The organism is Acidobacteriota bacterium, from assembly GCA_018001935.1.
Taxonomy (GTDB): Bacteria; Acidobacteriota; JAAYUB01; order JAAYUB01; family JAAYUB01; genus JAGNHB01.
Genome location: JAGNHB010000014.1, coordinates 1 through 19,949, shown reverse-complemented (window position 1 = coordinate 19,949; position 19,949 = coordinate 1). Strand labels below are relative to the sequence as shown.

Genomic DNA, 19,949 nt, shown 5'->3' with positions numbered 1-19,949 from the left:
GGGGCGGACACTCTTCCACCGGCTGCGCGTCGTACCCCCCCGTGCGCTCTCGCCCTCGTTTCACCCGCGCCGGGACGGCGCGTGCGAACGGGGAAGTTCGTACGCCCCGTCCCGGGGCGGACACTCCCCCACCGGCTGCGCGTCGTAGCCCCCCGTGCGCTCTCGGCCTCGTTTCACCCGCGCCGGGACGGCGCGTGCGAACGGGGAAGTTCGTACGCCCCGTCCCGGGGCGGACACTCCCCCACCGGTTGCGCGTCGTAGCCCCCCCGTGCGCTCACGGCCTCGTTTCACCCGCGCCGGGACGGCGCGTGCGAACGGGGAAGTTCGTACGCCCCGTCCCGGGGCGGACACTCCCCCACCGGCTGCGCGTCGTACCCCCCCGCGCGCTCACGGGCTCGTTTCACCCGCGCCGGGACGGCGCGTGCGAACAGGGGCCAACACATTCAGCTTGAAAACCCAAGAATTCCGTTGACACGTCCCCCGGGGCGGACCATAATTTTTTCGACACCCGGTGGAATGAACCGCCCGGACTCCCGCTTCCGGAGGCTTCGATGTTTGGCATCCAACGCGCCGCTCGCCGCACCGCCGTGGCGGTGGCCCTCCTGCTGGCCCTGGCCGTCCTTTCCGCCGTTGCGGTCGCCGGGGACGACCCCGCTGCCGGGGGCAAACCGCTCTCCACGGTCCTCGACAAGAAGTTCGAGGCCCTCGACCACCGCCTGGACCAACTGGAGAAGGCCATCGACGACATTCTCTGGTTCCAGCGGGTCGGCGACGTCGCCTTCGTGGACAAGATCTTCATCACGGGCCCCCCTCCCGCCGTCGTCAAGAACCCCACGGCCACGGGCGCGAAGAACCCGGTCAAGTTCTGGTCCTACGTCTTCGTCCCCCGCGCGCTCGACCGATCGAGAAAACACCCGCTGATCGTGCTCCCCCACGGCGGGGTCCACGCCAATTTCACCACCTACCACACGCACATCGTCCGCGAGATGGTGTCCCAGGGTTACGTGGTGGTCGCTCCCGAGTACCGGGGCAGCACGGGTTACGGCGAGGCGTTCTACAAGCGCATCGACTACGGGGGACTGGAGAACGAGGACGTCCATGCCGCGCGGAACCACGTGGTGGAGAACTACGGCTTCGTGGACCCCGCCCGGGTCGGGATCGTCGGGTGGAGCCACGGCGGGATGATCGCCCTGATGACGGTCTTCGAGCACCCGAAGGACTACCAGGTCGCCTTCGCCGGGGTTCCCGTGAGCGACCTGATCACCCGGATGGGTTACTACGACGACGAGTACCGGGGGCTCTTCTCCGCGGAGTACCACCTGGGGAAGACGCCCCAGGAAAACGTGGAGGAGTACCGGAAGCGCTCCCCGGCCTGGAACGCCGCCCGGCTCGCCACCCCGCTCCTGATCCACACCAACACCAACGACGACGACGTGTTCGTCCTGGAGGTCGAGCAACTCATCCGGGCGCTCAAGGCCGAGTCCAGGGCGTTCGAGTACGAGATCTACAAGGACGTGCCGGGCGGGCACAGCTTCGACCGGATCGACACCCGGAAGGCCCGGGAGATCCGGGTGAAGATCTACCGGTTCCTGGCCCGGTACCTCTCCCCGCCGGCCCCGGTGACGACGCTGGAGGACATGGATCGGGCCGGCTATCGCTGACGCCCGCGCGGGCTGCTTTGACCTCGCAATCGACGGGAGGTGACATGAAGACGGTTTTTCTGCTTCGGCACGCGAAATCGAGCTGGGACGACCCGTCCCTCGACGACCACGACCGCCCCCTGGCCGGCCGCGGCCTCAAGGATGCCCCCAGGATGGGGAACGCCTTTCGGAAGCGCGAGATATCACCGGACCGCCTGCTCTGCTCCACGGCGCTGCGGGCCCGCCAGACCGCGGACCTCTTCCGCGAGGGGGCCCGGATCTGGGACCTCCCCGTTTTCGACGGGAGGCTCTACGGAGCTTCCGTCTCCGACGTCCTGGAAATCGTGCAGGGTTTTCCCGACGACACGAAGCGGGTCCTGCTCGTCGGGCACAACCCCACTTTCGAGGACGTGATTCAAGTCCTGACCCGCACGGTTCACCCCATGCCCACCGCCGCCCTGGCCTGCATCGATTTCGAGGTCGAGCGGTGGAAACAGGCCCTTCCCGGCACCGGCCGCCTGCGGTGGCTCCTCACTCCGAAAAAGGTGGACGCCTGACATGAGCGCCAAGATCCTCGTCGTGGAAGACAACCCCCAGAACCGGCTCCTGGTGGCCGATCTCCTGCGCTGGCACGGTTACGAGGTGCTGGAAGCCCGGGACGGCGAAGAGGGCATCCGCCTGGCGCGGGAGCACCTGCCCAACCTGATCCTGATGGACATCCAGATGCCCCTGCTCAGCGGCCTGGAAGCCGCCCGGACGCTGCGGTCCGACCCCCTCACGGCCCACATCAAGATCGTGGCCGTGACGTCCATGGCCATGAAAGGGGACCGGGAGAAGATCGTGGAGGTCGGGCTGGACGACTACATCCCCAAGCCCGTGGACACCCGGCGCCTCCCCGTCCTGATCCGGGAAGTCCTGGAGCGCTGAACCATGAAGACCCGCCGCGTTATCGCCCTCCTCGTTGCGCTGGCGGCCGCGCCGGCGGTCCTCGGGCTCAACCCCGCCATCCCCGTGACACAGTACACCTGCCGGAAGTGGACGCTCAACGAGGGGCTGCCCCAGAGTTCGGTGCAGGCCATCCACCAGACCCCGGACGGCTACCTCTGGATCGGCACCCAGGAGGGCCTGGCGCGCTTCGACGGGATCCACTTCACCGTCTACGACACGGTGAACACCCCCGAGATGTCCAACGACCACATCCTGGCCATGGAGTACACCCGGGACGGGACCCTCTGGATCGGCACCTACAGCGGGGGCGCCCTGGCCTACCGCAACGGGGTGTTCCGCGCCTACACCATGGCGGACGGCCTGCCCGACAACATCATCTACGCCATCCGTCAGACCCGGAACGGGGACCTCTGGTTCGGGACCAACGGCCAGGGGCTGGGACTCCTGCGCAACGGCCGGTTCCAGACCTTCACCGTCCGGAACGGGCTTCCCGCCAACACCGTCCGGTCGCTCAGCGAATCCGACGACGGCACCCTCTGGGTGGGCACCGACGCCGGGCTCTGTTTCTTCCGCAACAACGCCTTCCACCGGGTCTCTCTCCCGGGGCCGGAGCCGCCCCTGGTCCAGGCCGTGGAAACCACCTCGGACGGGGGCATCTGGGTCGGGACCGCCGAGCACGGTCTTTTCCGCGTCATGAAAGGTTCCACGGAGCACTGGGACACCGCCGGAGGGCTCCCCCACAACAACATCCAGGCCCTTTTCGAGGACGCGAAGGGCGTCCTGTGGGTCGGGACCTTCGGGTCGGGGATCTGCCGGTTCCGAAACGGCGCCTTCGACGTGTTCCAGACCCACAACGGCCTCTCGGAGAACTTCACGCGCTCCATCGGCCAGGATGCCGAGGGCAACCTCTGGATCGGTACCCAGGGCGGAGGCATCAACCAGCTCCGGGACGGGAAATTCCTCAGCCTGTCCATGCAGGAGGGCCTGTCGGACGACATCGTCTGGAGCGTCCTGGAAGACCGGGACGGGTCCATCTGGATCGGGACCCGGAGCGGGGGGCTCAACCACTTCAAGAACGGCGCCGTCACGACGCTTCGTCAGTCCAGCGGGCTGGCCAGCGACACCGTCTGGGGCATGACCATGTCCCGGGACGGCGCGCTCTGGATCGGCACCGGGGGCGGGGGCCTCAACCGCCTCAAGGACGGGAAACTCTCCCTGTACACCACCCGTGACGGCCTGTCCAACAACAACATCCGGTCCATCATCGAGGACCGCCACGGCACGCTGTGGATCGGGACCGAGGGCGGCGGCCTCAACGTCTTCCGGGACGGCGCCTTCAAGGCGTACACGGAAGCCGACGGCCTGGCCCACAACCAGGTGCGCTGCCTCCTGGAAGACCGGGACGGAGCCATCTGGGCCGGGACGGCGCGCGGCCTCAGCCGGCTCGAGGGCGGGCGGATCCGGACCTGGCGCGCCGCGCAGGGCCTGTCCAGCGAAGTCATCATGTCGCTCTACCAGGACGCGGACGGGACCCTCTGGGCGGGGACCGCGGGAGGGGGGCTCAACCGCGTCAAGGACGGGCGGGTCTTCCCCATCACCTCCCGGGACGGCATGTACGACGAGGTGGTCTACTGCATCCTGGAGGACCGGCTGGGCTGGTTCTGGATGAGCTGCAACAAGGGGATCTTCCGCGTCCGCCGGCAGGAACTCAACGACCTCGCCGAGGGGCGGATCCGGTACATCACCTGCGAGCACTACACCGACGCCGACGGGATGCGTTCCCGGGAGTGCAACGGCGGCCGCCAGCCCGTGGGCGCCCGCACCCGCGACGGGCGGCTCTGGTTCGCCACCATCCGGGGCGTGGTCAGCGTCGACCCCCAGCACATGCCCATCAACCACATCCCGCCCCCCGTGCACATCGAAACCTTCGCCGTGGACGACGTCGCCCGCCCCATCGGGTCCGCCCTGGACCTGGGCACGGGGCCGCGCCGCTTCGAGTTCACCTACTCCGCCGCCTGCTTCACCGCGCCGGAGAAAGTCCGTTTCCGCTACGTCCTGGAGGGCTTCGACCGGGACTGGATCGACGCCGGGCCCCGCCGGACCGCCTACTACACCAACCTCCCCCCCGGGCGCTACACCTTCCGGGTCCAGGCCTGCAACAACGACGGGATCTGGAACAACGTCGGCGCCCGGACCGGCTTCACCATCCCCCCCCACTTCTACCAGACGGTCTGGTTCTACGTCGGGTGCGCCGTGGTGGTGGTGGCGCTGGCCTGGGCCGGGTACCGGGTGCGGATCCGTCAGATCCGGAAACGGGAGCGGGAACTCGAGGCCCTGGTGGAGAACCGGACCCGAGACCTCGAACTGCGCACCCTGGACCTGGAGGACCGGACCCGGGACCTCGAGGTGGCCCGCCGCCAGGCGGACTCGGCCCGAATCCACGCCGAGGCCGCCAGTTTGGCCAAGTCCGAGTTCCTCTCCAACATGAGCCACGAACTGCGGACGCCGCTGAACTCCATCATCGGCTTTTCCGAGATCCTCCAGGACGAACTCTACGGGCCCCTCAACGACAAGCAGAAGGAGTACGTGGACTGCGTGACCTCCAGCGGTCGCCACCTGCTGAGCCTGATCAACGATATCCTGGACCTCTCCAAGATCGAGTCCGGGAAGATGGACCTCCAGCTGGACCGGTTCCCCCTCCGTCACACGGTGGAGGCCTCGCTGTCGCTGGTCTCCGAGCGGGCCGCCCGTCACGCCCTGAGCCTGACCCTCAACTTCGACCTCGGGGCCGACGACTTCATGATCGAGGCGGACGAGCGGAAGCTCAAGCAGATCCTGTTCAACCTCCTGAGCAACGCCGTGAAGTTCACCCCCGACGGCGGGGCGGTGACGGTGGCCGTCTCCCACGCCGACGGCGTCGGGCCGACCGGGAGCCTGGCCCCCCGCGTCCGGATCGCCGTCGCGGACACCGGCATCGGCATCTCGCCCGAGGACATGGGCAAGCTCTTCACCGAGTTCACCCAGCTGGAGTCCCCCTTCACGAAGAAGTTCGAGGGGACCGGGCTGGGGCTGGCGCTCTCGAAGAAACTGGTCGAGATCCACGGCGGGACCATCTCCGCCGAGAGCCGCTTCGGCACGGGGAGCGTCTTCACCTTCGAGATCCCCGTCCGGCAGGAAAACCGACCCTGACCCAAGTACGCCGGCCGAGCCGAGGCCGGCGATCGGGCGGTGACGGAAGTCCCCGTACCGGCTCCCAACGCACGCGACCCCCTCCCGAAACCTTCTCAACGGCCAAACGACAACGCGCGCCTCGGCTCGGCGCGCGTACGACGGGGTACGCCGGCCGAGCCGAGGCCGGCGACCGGGCGGTGACGGAAGTCCCCGTACCGGCTCCCAGCACACACGACCCCCTCCCACTACCTTCTCAACGGCCCTACGATGACGCGCGCCTCGGCTCGGCGCGCGTACGACGGGGTACGCCGGCCGAGCCGAGGCCGGCGACCGGGCGGTGACGGAAGCCGCCGTACCGGCTCCCAACTCACGCGACCCTTTCCCGCAACCTTCTCAACGGCCCAACGACAACGCGCGCCTCGGCTCGGCGCGCGTACGACGGGGTACGCCGGCCGAGCCGAGGCCGGCGACCGGGCGATGACGGAAGCCGCCGTACCGGCTCCCAACGCACGCGACCCTTTCCCGCAAACTTCTCAACGGCCCTACGATGACGCGCGCCTCGGCTCGGCGCGCGTACTCCAGGGTACGCCGGCCGAGCCGAGGCCGGCGACCGGGCGGTGACGGAAGTCCCCGTACCGGCTCCCAACGCACGCGACCCTTTCCCGCAACCTTCTCAACGGCCCTACGATAACGCGCGCCTCGGCTCGGCGCGCGTACGACGGGGTACGCCGGCCGAGCCGAGGCCGGCGATCGGGCGGTGACGGAAGTCCCCGTACCGGCTCCCAATGCACACGACCCTTTCCCGCAAACTTCTCAACGGCCCTACGATGACGCGCGCCTCGGCTCGGCGCGCGTACGACGGGGTACGCCGGCCGAGCCGAGGCCGGCGACCGGGCGGTGACGGAAGTCCCCGTACCGGCTCCCAATGCACACGACCCTTTCCCGCTACCTTCTCAACGGCCCTACGATAACGCGCGCCTCGGCTCGGCGCGCGTACGCCCGGGGTACGCCGGCCGAGCCGAGGCCGGCGACCGGGCGGTGACGGAAGCCGCCGTACCGGCTCCCAATGCACACGACCCCCTCCCACTACCTTCTCAACGGCCCTACGATGACGCGCGCCTCGGCTCGGCGCGCGTACGGGTCAAGCGAGGAGAAGCTCCGCCACGGCGGGGGTGGGGCGGAAGTGGAGGTCGAAGGCGGGGACCGCGGCCAGCAGTTCGTCGAGGAATGCCAGTTGCGGGACGATCAGCTCCCGGCTGAACCACGGCACGGACACCACCGGCATGAGCCTTTCCATCGCCTCGCCCGGCGTCAGCGGTACGAGGCGGTCCTCCGAACTCTTGCAGAGGAAGAAGAGCCGACGTAACGGCGTCCAGGCGTTCAGGGCGATGCCGGCCTCCCCGGGCCACGGCGTCCCGTACATCCGGAAACCCCCATCGATCTTACGGATGACGACCCGGTCGTCGCTCAGTGCCCGGACCCCCTTCCGTCCCGCCAACTGCCGGGTCAGGGTGCTCTTGCCCGCCCCGGACCGGCCCGCGAACACGCAGCCGCCCCGGTTCGTCCCCACCCCGGCGGCGTGCACGATCACGCCCCCCCGCGTCGCCAGGTACAGCATGATCAGGATCTGGTCCAGGGGGTAGCAGAAGGGGTCTTCCACCCGGCTTCCCGCCTCCTCCTCGGTGATCATCCCCTTCCCGCAGTGAAGCGTGACCCGGTCGCAGCCGGGGGAGATCCGGGCCAGCCACGCCGGTTCCGGCCGCCCAGGCAGGTGGTTGGCCAGCCAGTACTCGTCCCCGTTCAGGTAGAGCGTCCAGGAATCCCCGCAGCCGAAGAGCGGGCAAAGACCTTCCGTCGAGGGCAATGTCCCCCGGACGAACTCCACGACCATCTCGGGAAAGGGGCCCCGGCCCGGGCCGGTCCGGGCCGCCCCCTGCCCCGGGCCAGGGAGGGCGAGAAAGGTCCGGACCGGCTGTGTGGGGGAATAATGGAGGCCGAGTCCCGGCGGGCAGCGGAGGGGAATCCGGATTCCGGCGATGTTGAGAACGTGTTTCGGGATCGCGGGCAAAGCGCCGTCCTGTTCCACTTCCACCTCAAGACCGTAAAACACCGGAGCCGATCAACCCGGCAGGGCCACTTCTTCCACCAGGCCCTCCGTCAGCAGTTCCTGGATGAAGTCGCGCGTGTCCGCGGCGGCCTGATCCGGCGCGATCCCAAAGCGGTCCGCCAAGACCGCGGCAATGGTCCCGAGTTCGGTCCGCCCGTCCAGTTTGTCCCAGATCACCTCGGCGCCGGGGTTGAGCACGAACAGCTTCTGCAGGAGGACCACGTCCCCCCGGAGAGGCACCAGGAGCGTTTCCCCGGCAATCCGACGGATGACCGTCTCGCCTTTTTTCCGGAAGATGACTGTGGATGATCGAGTGCCGGACATGATTTTTCCCTCTCGGAGATCAGGAAGGCCAGGGACGGCCCTCGGAGCGAATCCCGTCGGGATCAGGAGCCGTTGTCACTGCAGGGCACATTGAAACATTGAGGCTGGCCCGCCGCACGTATCGAGGAAGATTTGCATCCCAACGCCAGCACTTCCTCCGCCACCAGGCGGATCACCCTCAGGCGGGGTTTTTCATACTCCCGGCGATTCGATTCGGCTGGGGCCAGGTCTTTCGTGGTCTCCTTCATCTGGTTTTCTCCTCCGCCCACGGCCGGATTCGCTCCCAGCGCTCCCGGCCCATGGCGCAAATATAGTCTGAACAAGTGTCCTCGGCGCCGGTTTCCAGGCCGAAGAAGGCGGGGCAATACCCGCACAGGACGTTCATCCGGCATTCCCGGCAGCGAAAACCCGCCGGGGTTTTCCACTCGCGCAGGCGCCCCGTGATTTCGAGCCACCCGGTCCCGAAATCGCCCCGGGTCAGGTCGAAAGCCGGGTCGCGTGCCATCAGGCAAGGCTGAAGACGGCCCTCCGCGCTGACGTGGAACAGGGTCATCCCGGCGCCGCAGCTGTAGAGGTTTTCCGCCACCACCGCCCCTTCGTGGCGCTTGAGGTAATCCAGGTACTCGTGAAGCCGTTCCGGGCCGGTGAATTCCAGTTCCACGGCCGCTTCGGGCGGGACCCGCAGCGCGAGCGGGGCCCGGTCGCCGTCGAGGCGGGGGAAGACGGCGGCGTCGAAGCGGAAGGGGGCGTTCAGTTCCTCGGCCAACGCTTTCATGGCGGCGAATTCGTGCCGGTTCGTGGTGAGCAGCACCGTTTTCAGGCGGAGGGGGAGGCCCGCCTCCACCAGCGCGCGGACCCCGGCCATGCAACGATCGAAGGAGCCCGGGACCCGGGTCACCGCCTCGTAGACGGCCGCCGTGGCGCCGTAGAGGCTGATCTCGACGGTGTGCGGCGGCAGGTCCCGCCACAGGTCGAGGATCGAGTCATCGACCCGGTTCCCGTTGGTGAAGACCGTGACCACCAGGCCGTTCCCCTTCGCATGGCGGTAGAGCGCCGGGAAGTCCGGGTGGAGGAGGGGCTCGCCGCCGGTCAGGAGCAGGTAGAGGCAGCCGGCGGCGGTGATCTCGTCCAGCAGTTCGTGCCAGCGGCGCGTGGGCAGTTCGGGCTTGTGGCCGAGGCCGCCCGCGGCGCGGTCGCCGACGTAGCAGTGGGTACAGCGCAGGTCGCACCGTCGGGTCAGCTCCAGGCCTCCGGAGAGCGGCACACGGAGATGCGTGGTCAACCGGCTGAACCAGTTCAGGTACTCCACGGTGGTGAGATCGCCGGTCTTCATCGCTTCCAGGGACCTCTCAATGGAGCTTCATCGCCGGGTCGCCCAGCAGCACGAAGACATCCAGCAGGCCTGTCGCCATGGGACCGCCTTCGAAGGACGCCATGGCCCGTTGGACCGCGTCGCCCAGGGTCGTTACGGCGGGTTCGGAGAGAACCCGGTAGAACCCCGTGTTCAATCGCACCGCGAGGTCGTTCTCGGACATCCCCGACGGCGCCCACACGGCCGCCGCCCCACCGTCGGGGTGCCGCACCAGCGCCGCCCCGAGCGCTTCGAAGCCGGGGATGGCGAAATGCCCCGCCATGCACGTCACGGCCGTCACGATCGGCGGGGTCGCCACGTTGCTCATCCCCGGCACGTCGTCGAGGGTCAGCAGCCCTTCCTGCGCCAGTTGGACCACCCCGCCGTGCCCGACGTAACCCACCAGGAACGCCCCGCCGTCGAAGCCGGCCAGGACGCGGTTCCGGGCCTCGCCGACGGGGAGCGCCGAGAGGTAGATCTTGTCTACCGCAAAACCGGCGGGCAACTGCGCCGCGAGCAGGTCGCCGCCGGCCGGGAAGTCGCCGGCCTCGTCCGGGTTGTCCGCCAGCATCAGCGCCCGCTGGCGCCAGGGGCTGTTGGCGCCCGCCTCGAAGGCCGCGATCTTCGCCCGGCAGGCGTCCAGCCCCGCGGCGCTGTTCACCGGGAGCCGCCCGATGGCCAGGTCCGGCCGGTGGTCGCCGTCCAGGTCGGCATAGGCGGTGTCGGACGGGACCAGGCCGTGAGCCGTCCCCGCCATCAGGGGCGGCACCCAGTTGCCGCCGTAACCCTGATAGTTCTGGTAATCGAAGCTGCCGGACCCCGCCAGGAGCACGTAGCGGGGCGGGCGGGACCACTTCGCCCGGGCCCAGGCCAGGAAGTCCCGGATCGCCGCCGGGTCGTAGCCACTGAAGGCGAACTCGTCCATGATCTGCTCCACGGACACCACCATGGCCTCGAGCCCTTGACCCTGCCGGTAGTCCGCCAGGGCCTGGGCGGAGGTCCGCCACGCCTCCGGGCAGATCACCAGGTAGTCGGCGGCGTTGCCGCTCCCCTTCAGCACCGCCGGCGGGACGGCGCCCAGGGCCGGCGGCGCCAGGACCGACGGACCCGCCAGGGCCAGGTAGTCCGCTTGCGGGGAAACCGGCACGAAGCTGACCCGGAAGCGGCCGCGGGCCGGTTCGTCCACCGTGATCCCCGTGAGCCGTTTGGGCCGCAGGGGGTCGGACAGGTCCAGCACCTCGACGCCGGCCCCCGAGAAGCCGCTCACGCTCACCCGCTCGTGCCCGTCACCCCTCACCACCAGGACGTCGTCCACCGCCTGGTAGAGGCGCGGGTAGCCCAATTCAAACCCGTTCAGGTAGACAATGCTGTAGGGCTGGCCCGCGTCGAGACGGGCCGTGAGGGTCAGCACATTGCCCTCGGGCAGGACCTGGGAGGGTTTCACGGGGAACCGCAGTTCGTATTCCCGCCTCCCCGTCCAGTTCACCGAACCGACGTCCACCCCGTTCAACTCCACCGTCACGTGATGCCCGGTGTCCGTGCCGCCGAGGAGCCGGACCGCCAGCCACGCGGCGCCGGAATCGGCCACCCCCGGTGACGGCAGCGGGTAGGACCGGCTCCCCAGCGAGGGGTTGCCGGCAATCAGGTAATCCCAGAACCAGTAGTCGGCCGCCGGGTCGCTGAAGAGCGATGTGATGGGCCACTGTTCAACTTCCCGTCGAATCGTGTCGGCAAAGGTCTGCTCGGCCGGCGCCGGCGCGGGGCTGCCGCCGTCCACCGTCTCCATCCTCAGCCCGTATCCCGGTTCGAGGATGTAGACGTTTTCACGGGTGAAAAGGCTGTCCGCGGCCGTGCCGTAGAAATAGAGGCCGGCGCCGCCCCCGGCTTCCAGGGTGGCCACGTCCCGCCCCCCGAGGCTCAGTCGCAGCGCGTTTCGCTGGATCAGCCTGACCGTCTTCTGCGTCGTCAGCCCGAGATAGGGGGCGAGGTCCGCCGCGTCCAGGTAGTGGAGCCCGTCCGCCACCACGGTGATCTTCACCTTCCCGATCTTCGACGGGTCCAGGGCCGTGGGGGCCGGGGCCGCGGAAAGGTCGCCGGCCTCGGGAACCGCCGCCGCCGGCCGCGCCTGACGCTCGTAGCCGTCGGCGGGAAGCGCGCCGGGGGCCATCCCGACCTTCGACGGCTCGACCCGCACGGTGAACGGCCCGTAAGTCCGCTCCCGGCCGCCGGACTCCACCTCCACCAGGAGGTAGTCGAGGGTCCGGCCCGGCCTGGCGCCCGCGTCCACGAAGCGGTAGGTCCCGCCCTGCGGCGCCGTCAGCAGCCCCGGCAGCAGGCCCGTCCCGAGCCGCTTGAAGTGGCCGGACCCCTCGTCCCTCCGGGAGAGGTAGAAGCCGACGGTGCCGTTCTCGGCGGCGGTTTCCCACTCCACCACCACCCGGCCGCCGGCCGCGTACGCCCGGAAGGACGACACCAGCACGACGGTGGGCGTCGGCGTGATCCGGTAGCCGAAGTCGATGCCGGTCTGGTTTCCGGAGCTCAGGTCCGCCCGCTCGTAGCCGTTGAACGAACCGGCGGTCCCCTCCGTCTCCTCGTAGGTTGTGTTGTAGCCGCTCAGGACCCCGTTCTGGTCGGTGGGCCGCACGAAGTACACCCCGCCGGCCAGGTTTTCGAAGCTGTACGCCCCCGAGGCGTCCGTCGATCGGGTCGTGTTGAGGGTGTCCCCCGTCCCCGGCTCGAAGACGTTGTCGCCGTCGTCCAGCCAGAGTTCCACGGTCACGTTGCCGAGGCCGGTCTCGCCGCCGTCGAGGACGCCATCCGCGTCGGTGTCGTTCCAGAGGGTCCCGGAAACGGTGCGGGACGTCGCCGCCCGGTACCCGAAGTCGGCCGTCAGCACGGACCCGCCGGCGCTCACCGTCACCGCCCGCTGGGTGCCGGCCGCGGCGGGGTCGCTGTCGGCGTTGGCGCCCGTCCCGGTGTAGGTGTAGCCGCTGGGCACGGTGGGGATGCTGACGAGGTAGTTGCCGTTGGCCAGGCCGGTGAAGAGGTAGTTGCCGTTGCCGTCCGTGACCAGGGTCGCCAGGATGGCGTCCGTCCCGTCGATCACGCCCAGGGTCCCGGCGTCGCTGTAGAGCCGCACCGTCACGCCGCCGAAGCCCGACTCGCCCGCGTCCTGGGCCTGGTTGTTGTTGGCGTCGTTGTAAACGGTGTCGCCGATGCTGCGGGCCTGGTTGTAGCCGAAGTGGGGGGCGCTGGTGTAGTCCGTGTTGCCGCCCAGCGTCCCGGGCATCTGCCAGGAACCGGCCAGGGCCCCGGCGGTGGTCCCGTAGTACCCGCTCAGGACGTTGGCCTGGTCGGTGATGCGGAAACTGTAGCGAACTCCCCCGCGAACGCCCGAGAACTGGAAATTGCCGTTGGAACCGGTGACGGCGGTGCCGACGACGTTGAGGCTGGCGTCCAGCAGGTCCACCGTGACGCCGCCCAGACCGGGCTCGCCCGGGTCCTGGGTGCCGTCGCCGTCCGCGTCGAACCACACCCGGTCCGTGACGGTGTAGGCGCCCGTGAGGTTCCGGTAACCGAAATCCACCCCCAGGTAAACGTCCCCAGCGTCGACGTCGAGCACCTTGATCATGGCGCCGACGGTGGGGGAATAACCGGTCAGGGGCGCCTGCCCGTCGTACACGTAGACGAAGTAGTCTTCCGTGCCGGAGGCGCTCAGCCCCGTGAAGAGGTAATTCCCCGCCGCGTCGGTCACCGCGGTGGCCGCCAGGGTGTCCAGGCCGGGGTTGAAGACCCCGTCCCCGTCGTCCCGGTACGCCTGCACGGTGACGCCGCCCAGGCCCGGCTCGCCCGGGTCCCGGGCCTGGTCGCCGTCCGCGTCGCTCCAGACCAGGTCGCCGATGGTGACCGTTCCCGCGGCCGGCCGGTAACCGAGGTCGGCGTCGAGGTACTCGGGGTGCCCGCTGTATTCGATCTTCACATCGTCCACGTAGAAGAAGTCATCTGCTTCGGCGTAACCGGCGGCGACCCGGAAGCGGAGGGTGGCGTTCTGGGTGGCGGAGAGGTAGGCGCTGATGTCGTAGCTGGAGGTGCCGTCGGCGACCGTGCCGGTGAACGTGGCCAGGGTGGTGTAGGACCCGCCGGTGTTGCGGATTTCCAGGACGATCGAGTCGCCGGCTTCCACGCCGGTCGTGCGGCGGTCAAAGCTCAGCGTGGCGGAAGCCGACCCGGCCGGGATGGCGAAGGACCGCTGGATGTTGTTGGCCGTGCCGCCGGTGTCGGCGTTGAGGCGCAGTTCGCCCCCGGTCACCCGGATTTCCCCGCCGGTGGCCCCGCCGCCGGTGAGGTCCGTCTCCGACCACCCCTCCAGGCGCCAGTCCAGCGTCCCGTCGCTGTTGCCGTAACTCGCTGTCGTGAACGTGTCCAGGTAGTTCCCCGAGGGCATCAGGCCGAAGGCATTCGACCGGTTGTCGCTGCGCCCGGCGGGCGCGCTCTGGGTCAGGCCGGACGGCAGCCCTCCGGTGACCTGCACGTAGTAGCCCAGGGCCGGCGCCACGTTGTCGAAGCGGTAGCGCCCCAAGCTGTCGGTGACGGTGCTCATCCGCGTCGCCCCGTACTGGTCCTTCAGGGTCACCTCGACCCCGGGCAGGCCGGGCTCGCCCACGTCGTAGGCGCCGTCCCGGTCGGTGTCCAGCCACACCAGGTCGCCCACGCTGCCGCTGCCCTGGTCCGGGTGGACCACCGGGTCGGTGACGGAGGCCGAGACCGGCGTGCGGATCTGCGTGCAGGTGGTGGAGGCCGTGTTGGTCAGGGTGGTGATGTCGGTGCCCAGGGGGTCATCGACGGTGGCCCGGAAGGTCACTCTGAGGATCCGGCCGGTGAGCAGGGAATAAGCGTCGCCGGCCGTCACGAAGTTCGGCGGATCGTCGGCCGCGCTGGTGGTCCAAGCGGTGTAGGTAATATCCACGTTGTCGATGCTGAAGCTCTCGCCGGCCACGCTGAAGCCGTTCGTGACCCGGAACCGGATGGTGGTGGCGGCCGACGTGTAATCCACCGGGGAGACGAGGTTGTAAGACTTGGTCCCGCTCCCGGCAGGTCCGTCCAGGGTCTCCAGCGCGGTGAAACTGGTCCCGTTCGTGGAAACCTCCACCACCAGGGTGTCGCCAGCCTCGAGGTTGGCGGCGGTGTAGCTGAAGCTCAGCGTGGCGCTCGGCGTCCCGACAAGGTTGGCCGTGCGGGCGATCCGCGCGCCGGCCGCGTTGGGGAGTGAGTTGTCGATGCTGACGTTGTCGATTATAGCTTGGTCATCGGTGATACTGCTCCATCGTTGGGGAGCTCGAAACCGAATCGTGAGGGTATTGTTGCTGCTTAGGGCGACGGTTAAAGGGAGGGCGCTCCCACTCCACCCGCTCCCGCCATCCAGCGTCCCGATGACGACCCAGCCGTTGCTGTCCAGTTGGTATTCGGCCACCATTGTCTCGCCCGCATCGATTCCATTGTCTGTTAGAGTGAAATTGATAGTGGCGCTGGATGCACCCGTGACGGTCGCCGTACGGCTGATCGATCGGCCTGCAGTCCCACGCTGTCTGAAAAGAGTATACCCACCAGTGACAAGGATAGTGCCATCAACGGCAGAATTGTTGTCACTAGTTTCCGTCCAATCACTGTTCCAGGTATCTGTACCATCACTGCCCGCGTAACTGCCGGCAGTGCCGAAGTTGTCCGCCACGTTGGAGGCCAGGTAACGGAACTGCAACTGGCCGCCGGTGATCCACACGAGGCCACCGGTCGCTCCGCTGTTGTCGAGACGCCCCCAGGGGTCCGTCTCCGTCCAGTTCCCGGACCAGGTGGCGGACCCGTCGTTGCGGTTATAGGCGGCCGTCCCGAACTGATCCCGGACATTGGCCGAGGTCGCGCCCGACAAATGCGCCTGGGCGCTGCCTGCCACGTAGGTCACCCCCGGCGGCAGCACGTCGCTGACGGCCACGTTGGTGAGGGTGGTGGCGTTGGGGTTGGAGACCGTCACCGTGTAGGTGATGGTGTCCCCCGGGTAGGCGGCGGTGGCGACGTCGGAGGTCTTGGCGATGGCGATGGCGCTGGCGGTGTAGGTGTTGTAGACCGAGTCCCGGGCCGTGAAGGTCTGGGTCACCGACGGGTCGCCCACGGTGCGGTCGCCCACGGCCTCCACCGGGCTCCGGGTCACCAGGCCCTCGGCGTGGGCCGCGGTGGTGCGCACGTAGTACTCGATGGTGAGGGTCTGGTGGGGGGCCATGTTCACCGTCGAGCCGAACTGGGCGGCGCCCCAGGTCAGGGTGGAGCCGCTGACCCCCGGCGCGACGCTCGCGGTGCTCCCGTCGGGGTAGGTGACCACGGGGTCGGTGCAGGCGGGGGTGGTACCGCTGGAGCAGAGGGCCCAGCCCGTGGCCAGCGTGTCGATCACCCGGAGGTTCTCCACGTCGTACTCATCCGTGCTGACCACGATGGTGTACTTGGCGGTCTGCCCCGTCCCGGTGCCGACCAGGATCGGGTTCGTGGTCTTCTCCACAGAGAGCACCAGGTCCACGAAGTCGATGCCGGGGACCAGATCGCCGCCGGTGTCGATGGCCGGGTTGCCGGTGACCGCCGTGTCCGGGTTCTGGCCGTAGACCACGGCGATGGGCCCGGTGGCCCAGACGTTGGCCTGGGAGAGGTCGCCGTCGGCGGTGTCGTAGACGTACTGGCTGGTCAGGCGGTTGAGGTCGTAGGTGAACTCCGCCGTGCCGTCGCGGTTGGTGTCGATGAAGACCCGGGTGTTGTCCTGCACCGCGGTGATGAAGAGGCCGGAGTCGTCGTAGTTGGCGGCGGGGATCGGCGTGGCGTAGGCCCCGGGGGCCCAGCCGACGTTGTACTCGTCGGTGAGCAGCGTGGCCGGCACCAGGGAGTAGGACCAGTCGTAGACCTGCCCCCCCCGGTCGATGCCGGAGATGCCCCAGAAGATGTCGCTGCCCTTGAAGTAGACCGCGGACCCCGCGGGCGGGTAGGCGCCGGTCTCGTTGTAGAAGGACACCGTCTGGTTGGCCGGGACCGTCAGGGTGCCCGAACCGGACGTGGAGTAGTAGTTGACGGTGAGGTCGGCGCCGTGGGGGTTGTACAGGTAGATGTCGGTGGGGGCGGCGGCGGCGCTGTCCACGGGGGCGTAGTACTCGTCGGTCCACAGCCCGGTGGGGAAGGCGCTGACCCCGCGGCTCTCGTAGTTGGTCGGCTCGTCCATGAAGAAATAGTGCACCTGCAGGGTCTCGTTGCCCTGGATCTTGGTCCCGTGGTTGAGGGTGGAGACGGTGGGGACGATGGTGGGCCGGCAGAGCAAGTAGCAATCGCCCTTGTTCAGGTTGATCTCGGTGACCTCGGTGAGGTCGGTTCGGCTTCGGTAAACGGTGTCGCCCAGCACGCCGTCGCCGTTGAGGTCGAAGCGGACGACGGTGTTGTCGGCCGTGGCCTGGACCAGGGCGAAGACCCGCTCGAAGTCGGGCATGGTGGAAACCAGGTCCTCGCCGAAGGGGATGATGTAGGTGGTCAACTGCGGCCGGACGGGGAAAACACCCATTTCGAGCGCTTCCACGGTGCCGGCGGCGCTGGGCCAGGTCAACCTTTGCACCGAGACCATGCCGCCCACCACGCACATGCGGTCCCGCCCGTCGTAGAAGACGTTGGCCGGGTTCCGCGGCACCGGGATGTTGGTGCTCTCGAAGACGTGGATGTCGCCGCGGTTGGCCAGCGTCACCTTCTCGTCGTAGGTGTGCACGCCGCCCACCAGTTCCTCGGGGTTCTCGGGGTCGAAGTCGTAGCCGTTCTCCCAGTGGTCGTAGTAGACGACGGTGTCGGGCGCCCAGGCGACGACGCTGATCACCGTGTGGGTCTCGGTGAACGAGGTGCCGTTGATGTCATTGTGGAAATACATCAGGTCCCCCTCGTCGCCGGGGATGTAGAACTCCGAGTACCCCGCGGGGACGGCGCCGTGCCCCAGGCCGGTCAAGACCAGCAGGAAGAAGAGGAACCCCGCGCAGCGCCCCGCGTTCACCCGACCAGCCCGTCGATTGTCCATATGGTCCTCCAAGTTCTTCGTCAAGTCACCGCGATGCCGTCACTACACCATGGGGAGTATACAATCAAGCTTCAAGACCCCTCAGCATACAACCAAAGGCGTATTTCCGCACCAGGTATTTCTGTTCAACCGCCACATCTTTTATCACCATCTCCAACACAGGATTGTCTTCACAACTCTAGAACATTCCTTTTTAGCAATTTCAATACCAAAAATCCCGAACTCCTGACTTTTTCCTCTGATGATTTCGAAAATGTCGAACACCGAACGGAAAGTGTTTGTAAGACCTTTGTTTGAGCCATCACCCGGGGGGAGATGCTATTTTTACCGGCCCCGTCATTCTTGACGACCTGTGGTTCGGCTCCCTCGGAGGCCGGGAAAGGGGTAGCTAAAATGGATAGTCGTCCTGAACAGATCCCGGCCGGTTGCGACGATGTCTACCCCCGTGGCACGTACGTCAGATGACGAGGGATTTTGACCGGATTCAGGCCGGATGACCGGATCCCGCGGAAGGCGGCCCCCCAGTGTGCCGTGCGCCCTTTTCAGCGGAACGGAGGATCTCCGGTTTTCTCTTGCTTTCCGCCCGGTTTCCGGCTATGTAGCTCTGGGGACACTGAACGATGAAATCCTGGGCTTCCGCCATCGCGCGTGCCTGTTCCACACCCGGGCTGATCCAGGCCTTGAGCCGGTCCGCCGTGGCGCGCAGCGGGCTGATTCTGCTGGCTTGGCTCTTCGTCTGGGAAATCGGCTGGCTCGTGGAGTACACCCGGCATGCCTCCCTCTGGTACCCCGTCGCTGGGCTGACCTTCGCCGCCCTGCTGATGATGGGGTCGGCGGCGGCGCCCGCCCTGGCGGCCGGTTGCCTCCTGGCGTCCCTGTCGACCGCCCACCACTACCACATCAACCTGCCCTTTCTCGACCTCCTGAGCGCCGGCTTGTTCTTTGCCGTGGCGCACATCGCACCGTATGCCCTGGGCGCCTTCGCCCTCCGGGTGTCGACGCGGCGCGGCGTTCGCGACATCACCGCCGCCATCGTGTCGTTCCTGGTGATCGCGGCGGGGAGTTCACTGCTGGCCACCGCACTGGTCCTGCAGGCCCTGGTGATGACGGGGATGATGCCGGCCGCCGACCTCTCGAAGACCTGGCTCCCGTTCTGGATCGGTGACCTGGCCGGCGTGCTGGTGATCTCACCGGTTTTCGTGGGACTGCTGAGCGCGTTGCTGCCGCGCCCGCTGTTCCGCCTGAGCGGCGTCGCCGGGTCGAAGCGCTCGGCGATTCACCCTCGACTCGCGGCCAAGATGGCCCTGACCGCCCTCCTGCTGAGCGGCTGCATGCTGCTGGCGCACTGGAGCCAGTCGCCCGACAGCGCTTTCGCCATCTTCTTCCTGGTGATCCCCCACATGTGGATCGCCTGCTCCGAGGCGCCGTTTGCGAACGTGCTGGTCGTGGCGCTCAGCTCATTCCTGATTGCCTTTTGGGTCAACGTCCTCCATTTGATGGATTTTGTCATGGTCTACCAGTTCGCCATCTGCGTCATCGGGGCCAACACCCTCTTCGGCCTCGCGGTCCCGGCCCTGCTTTCCGACAATCTCCACCTGAGGAAGATGGCCTTCACGGATAAATTGACACAGGCGGCCTCGCGCGAGCGGCTGGAACAACTGGCGTTCCAGGCGGTGAACCGCTGCAGGCAGGGAAACGCCGGCCTGTCCATCGTTGTTTTCGACCTGGATTATTTCAAGAAGATCAACGACAGCCATGGTCACCAGGCTGGAGACCAGGCGCTGCAGGAATTGTGCCGGGTCGTGCAAAAACGCCTCCGGGCGGTCGATACCCTCGGGCGCCTGGGGGGGGACGAGTTCGTCGTTCTGCTGCCCCACACCCGGCTGGACGAGGCAATCCGGATCGTCGAACGCATCATCGATGAACTGCGAAGCCTGAAGGTGGCCGACATCGGCGGTCTGAGCGCGAGTTTCGGCGTCGCCGCCTGGTGCCCCGACGAGGATTACGAGGCGCTCTTCCGGCGGGCCGACCGGGCCCTTTACCAGTCCAAGCTGGAAGGACGGGACCGCTTCTCGGTCGCACTCTGAGGCCGCTCACCGCGCGTCCCTGTTCTTGAACCACGAAATACACGAAATACACGGACGGGATTCCGGGGCCGAGGCAGGGTGTTCGCCACGGACACGATTCACTCTACAAGCCTGAACCCCTACAGCCCAACCCGGCTGAGCCGGAACCAAACAGGGCAGCGTTCTGGGACAGTGATTGGTAAACAAAGATTCTGCCCTCTACTTACTATCGCCGGGTTGGGTTAAAATGCAAGCCAAACTT

General features: G+C 67.8%; 10 protein-coding genes. 5 read left to right on the top strand and 5 right to left on the bottom strand.

Annotated features, from left to right (window positions below; genetic code table 11):
* Positions 1 to 551: 551 nt before the first annotated feature.
* From KA419_07760 to KA419_07745, 4 genes are read left to right on the top strand one after another with little or no spacing between them, the layout of a single operon-like run.
* Positions 552 to 1,661, top strand: coding sequence for a S9 family peptidase (locus KA419_07760; GenBank protein ID MBP7865832.1), 1,110 nt, complete (start codon positions 552 to 554; stop codon positions 1,659 to 1,661).
* A 44-nt stretch (positions 1,662 to 1,705) separates the two neighbouring features.
* Positions 1,706 to 2,197: a histidine phosphatase family protein gene (locus tag KA419_07755; protein ID MBP7865831.1), complete on the top strand. Its 492-nt coding sequence runs from the start codon at positions 1,706 to 1,708 to the stop codon at positions 2,195 to 2,197.
* A 1-nt stretch (position 2,198) separates the two neighbouring features.
* Positions 2,199 to 2,567 (top strand): response regulator, encoded by a 369-nt coding sequence (locus KA419_07750; GenBank protein MBP7865830.1) that lies wholly within the window; start codon positions 2,199 to 2,201, stop codon positions 2,565 to 2,567.
* Between the two features lie 3 nt (positions 2,568 to 2,570).
* Complete coding sequence (locus tag KA419_07745) at positions 2,571 to 5,777, top strand: hypothetical protein (protein ID MBP7865829.1); 3,207 nt, start codon at positions 2,571 to 2,573, stop codon at positions 5,775 to 5,777.
* Positions 5,778 to 6,900: 1,123 nt separating this feature from the next.
* Here KA419_07745 and KA419_07740 read toward each other — a convergent pair.
* The 5 genes from KA419_07740 to KA419_07720 form a co-directional block, all read right to left on the bottom strand.
* Positions 6,901 to 7,845 carry a hypothetical protein gene (locus KA419_07740; GenBank protein MBP7865828.1) on the bottom strand — a complete coding sequence of 315 codons (945 nt, stop codon included), beginning with the start codon at positions 7,843 to 7,845 and terminating at the stop codon, positions 6,901 to 6,903.
* A 33-nt stretch (positions 7,846 to 7,878) separates the two neighbouring features.
* A complete protein-coding gene (locus tag KA419_07735; protein MBP7865827.1) occupies positions 7,879 to 8,190 on the bottom strand; it encodes a PqqD family protein in 312 nt (103 codons plus the stop codon).
* A gap of 62 nt (positions 8,191 to 8,252) precedes the next feature.
* Positions 8,253 to 8,438 (bottom strand): hypothetical protein, encoded by a 186-nt coding sequence (locus KA419_07730; GenBank protein ID MBP7865826.1) that lies wholly within the window; start codon positions 8,436 to 8,438, stop codon positions 8,253 to 8,255.
* Complete coding sequence (locus KA419_07725) at positions 8,435 to 9,523, bottom strand: radical SAM protein (GenBank protein ID MBP7865825.1); 1,089 nt, start codon at positions 9,521 to 9,523, stop codon at positions 8,435 to 8,437. Before KA419_07725 ends, KA419_07730 begins: the two co-directional genes overlap by 4 nt.
* Before the next feature lie 16 nt (positions 9,524 to 9,539).
* Positions 9,540 to 17,621, bottom strand: coding sequence for a DUF11 domain-containing protein (locus tag KA419_07720; protein ID MBP7865824.1), 8,082 nt, complete (start codon positions 17,619 to 17,621; stop codon positions 9,540 to 9,542).
* A 620-nt stretch (positions 17,622 to 18,241) separates the two neighbouring features.
* Here KA419_07720 and KA419_07715 point away from each other — a divergent pair.
* Positions 18,242 to 19,708, top strand: a complete 1,467-nt coding sequence (locus KA419_07715; GenBank protein MBP7865823.1) for a sensor domain-containing diguanylate cyclase — start codon at positions 18,242 to 18,244, stop codon at positions 19,706 to 19,708.
* The last annotated feature ends 241 nt before the right edge of the window (positions 19,709 to 19,949 follow it).

What these genes read in the sequence shown, in the direction of transcription:
- KA419_07760 (MBP7865832.1), top strand. Translation starts at nt 552, where the DNA reads ATGTTTGGCATCCAACGCGCCGCTCGCCGCACCGCCGTGGCGGTGGCC.
- KA419_07755 (MBP7865831.1), top strand. Translation starts at nt 1,706, where the DNA reads ATGAAGACGGTTTTTCTGCTTCGGCACGCGAAATCGAGCTGGGACGAC.
- KA419_07750 (MBP7865830.1), top strand. Translation starts at nt 2,199, where the DNA reads ATGAGCGCCAAGATCCTCGTCGTGGAAGACAACCCCCAGAACCGGCTC.
- KA419_07745 (MBP7865829.1), top strand. Translation starts at nt 2,571, where the DNA reads ATGAAGACCCGCCGCGTTATCGCCCTCCTCGTTGCGCTGGCGGCCGCG.
- KA419_07735 (MBP7865827.1), bottom strand. Translation starts at nt 8,190, where the DNA reads ATGTCCGGCACTCGATCATCCACAGTCATCTTCCGGAAAAAAGGCGAG.
- KA419_07730 (MBP7865826.1), bottom strand. Translation starts at nt 8,438, where the DNA reads ATGAAGGAGACCACGAAAGACCTGGCCCCAGCCGAATCGAATCGCCGG.
- KA419_07725 (MBP7865825.1), bottom strand. Translation starts at nt 9,523, where the DNA reads ATGAAGACCGGCGATCTCACCACCGTGGAGTACCTGAACTGGTTCAGC.
- KA419_07720 (MBP7865824.1), bottom strand. Translation starts at nt 17,621, where the DNA reads ATGGACAATCGACGGGCTGGTCGGGTGAACGCGGGGCGCTGCGCGGGG.
- KA419_07715 (MBP7865823.1), top strand. Translation starts at nt 18,242, where the DNA reads ATGAAATCCTGGGCTTCCGCCATCGCGCGTGCCTGTTCCACACCCGGG.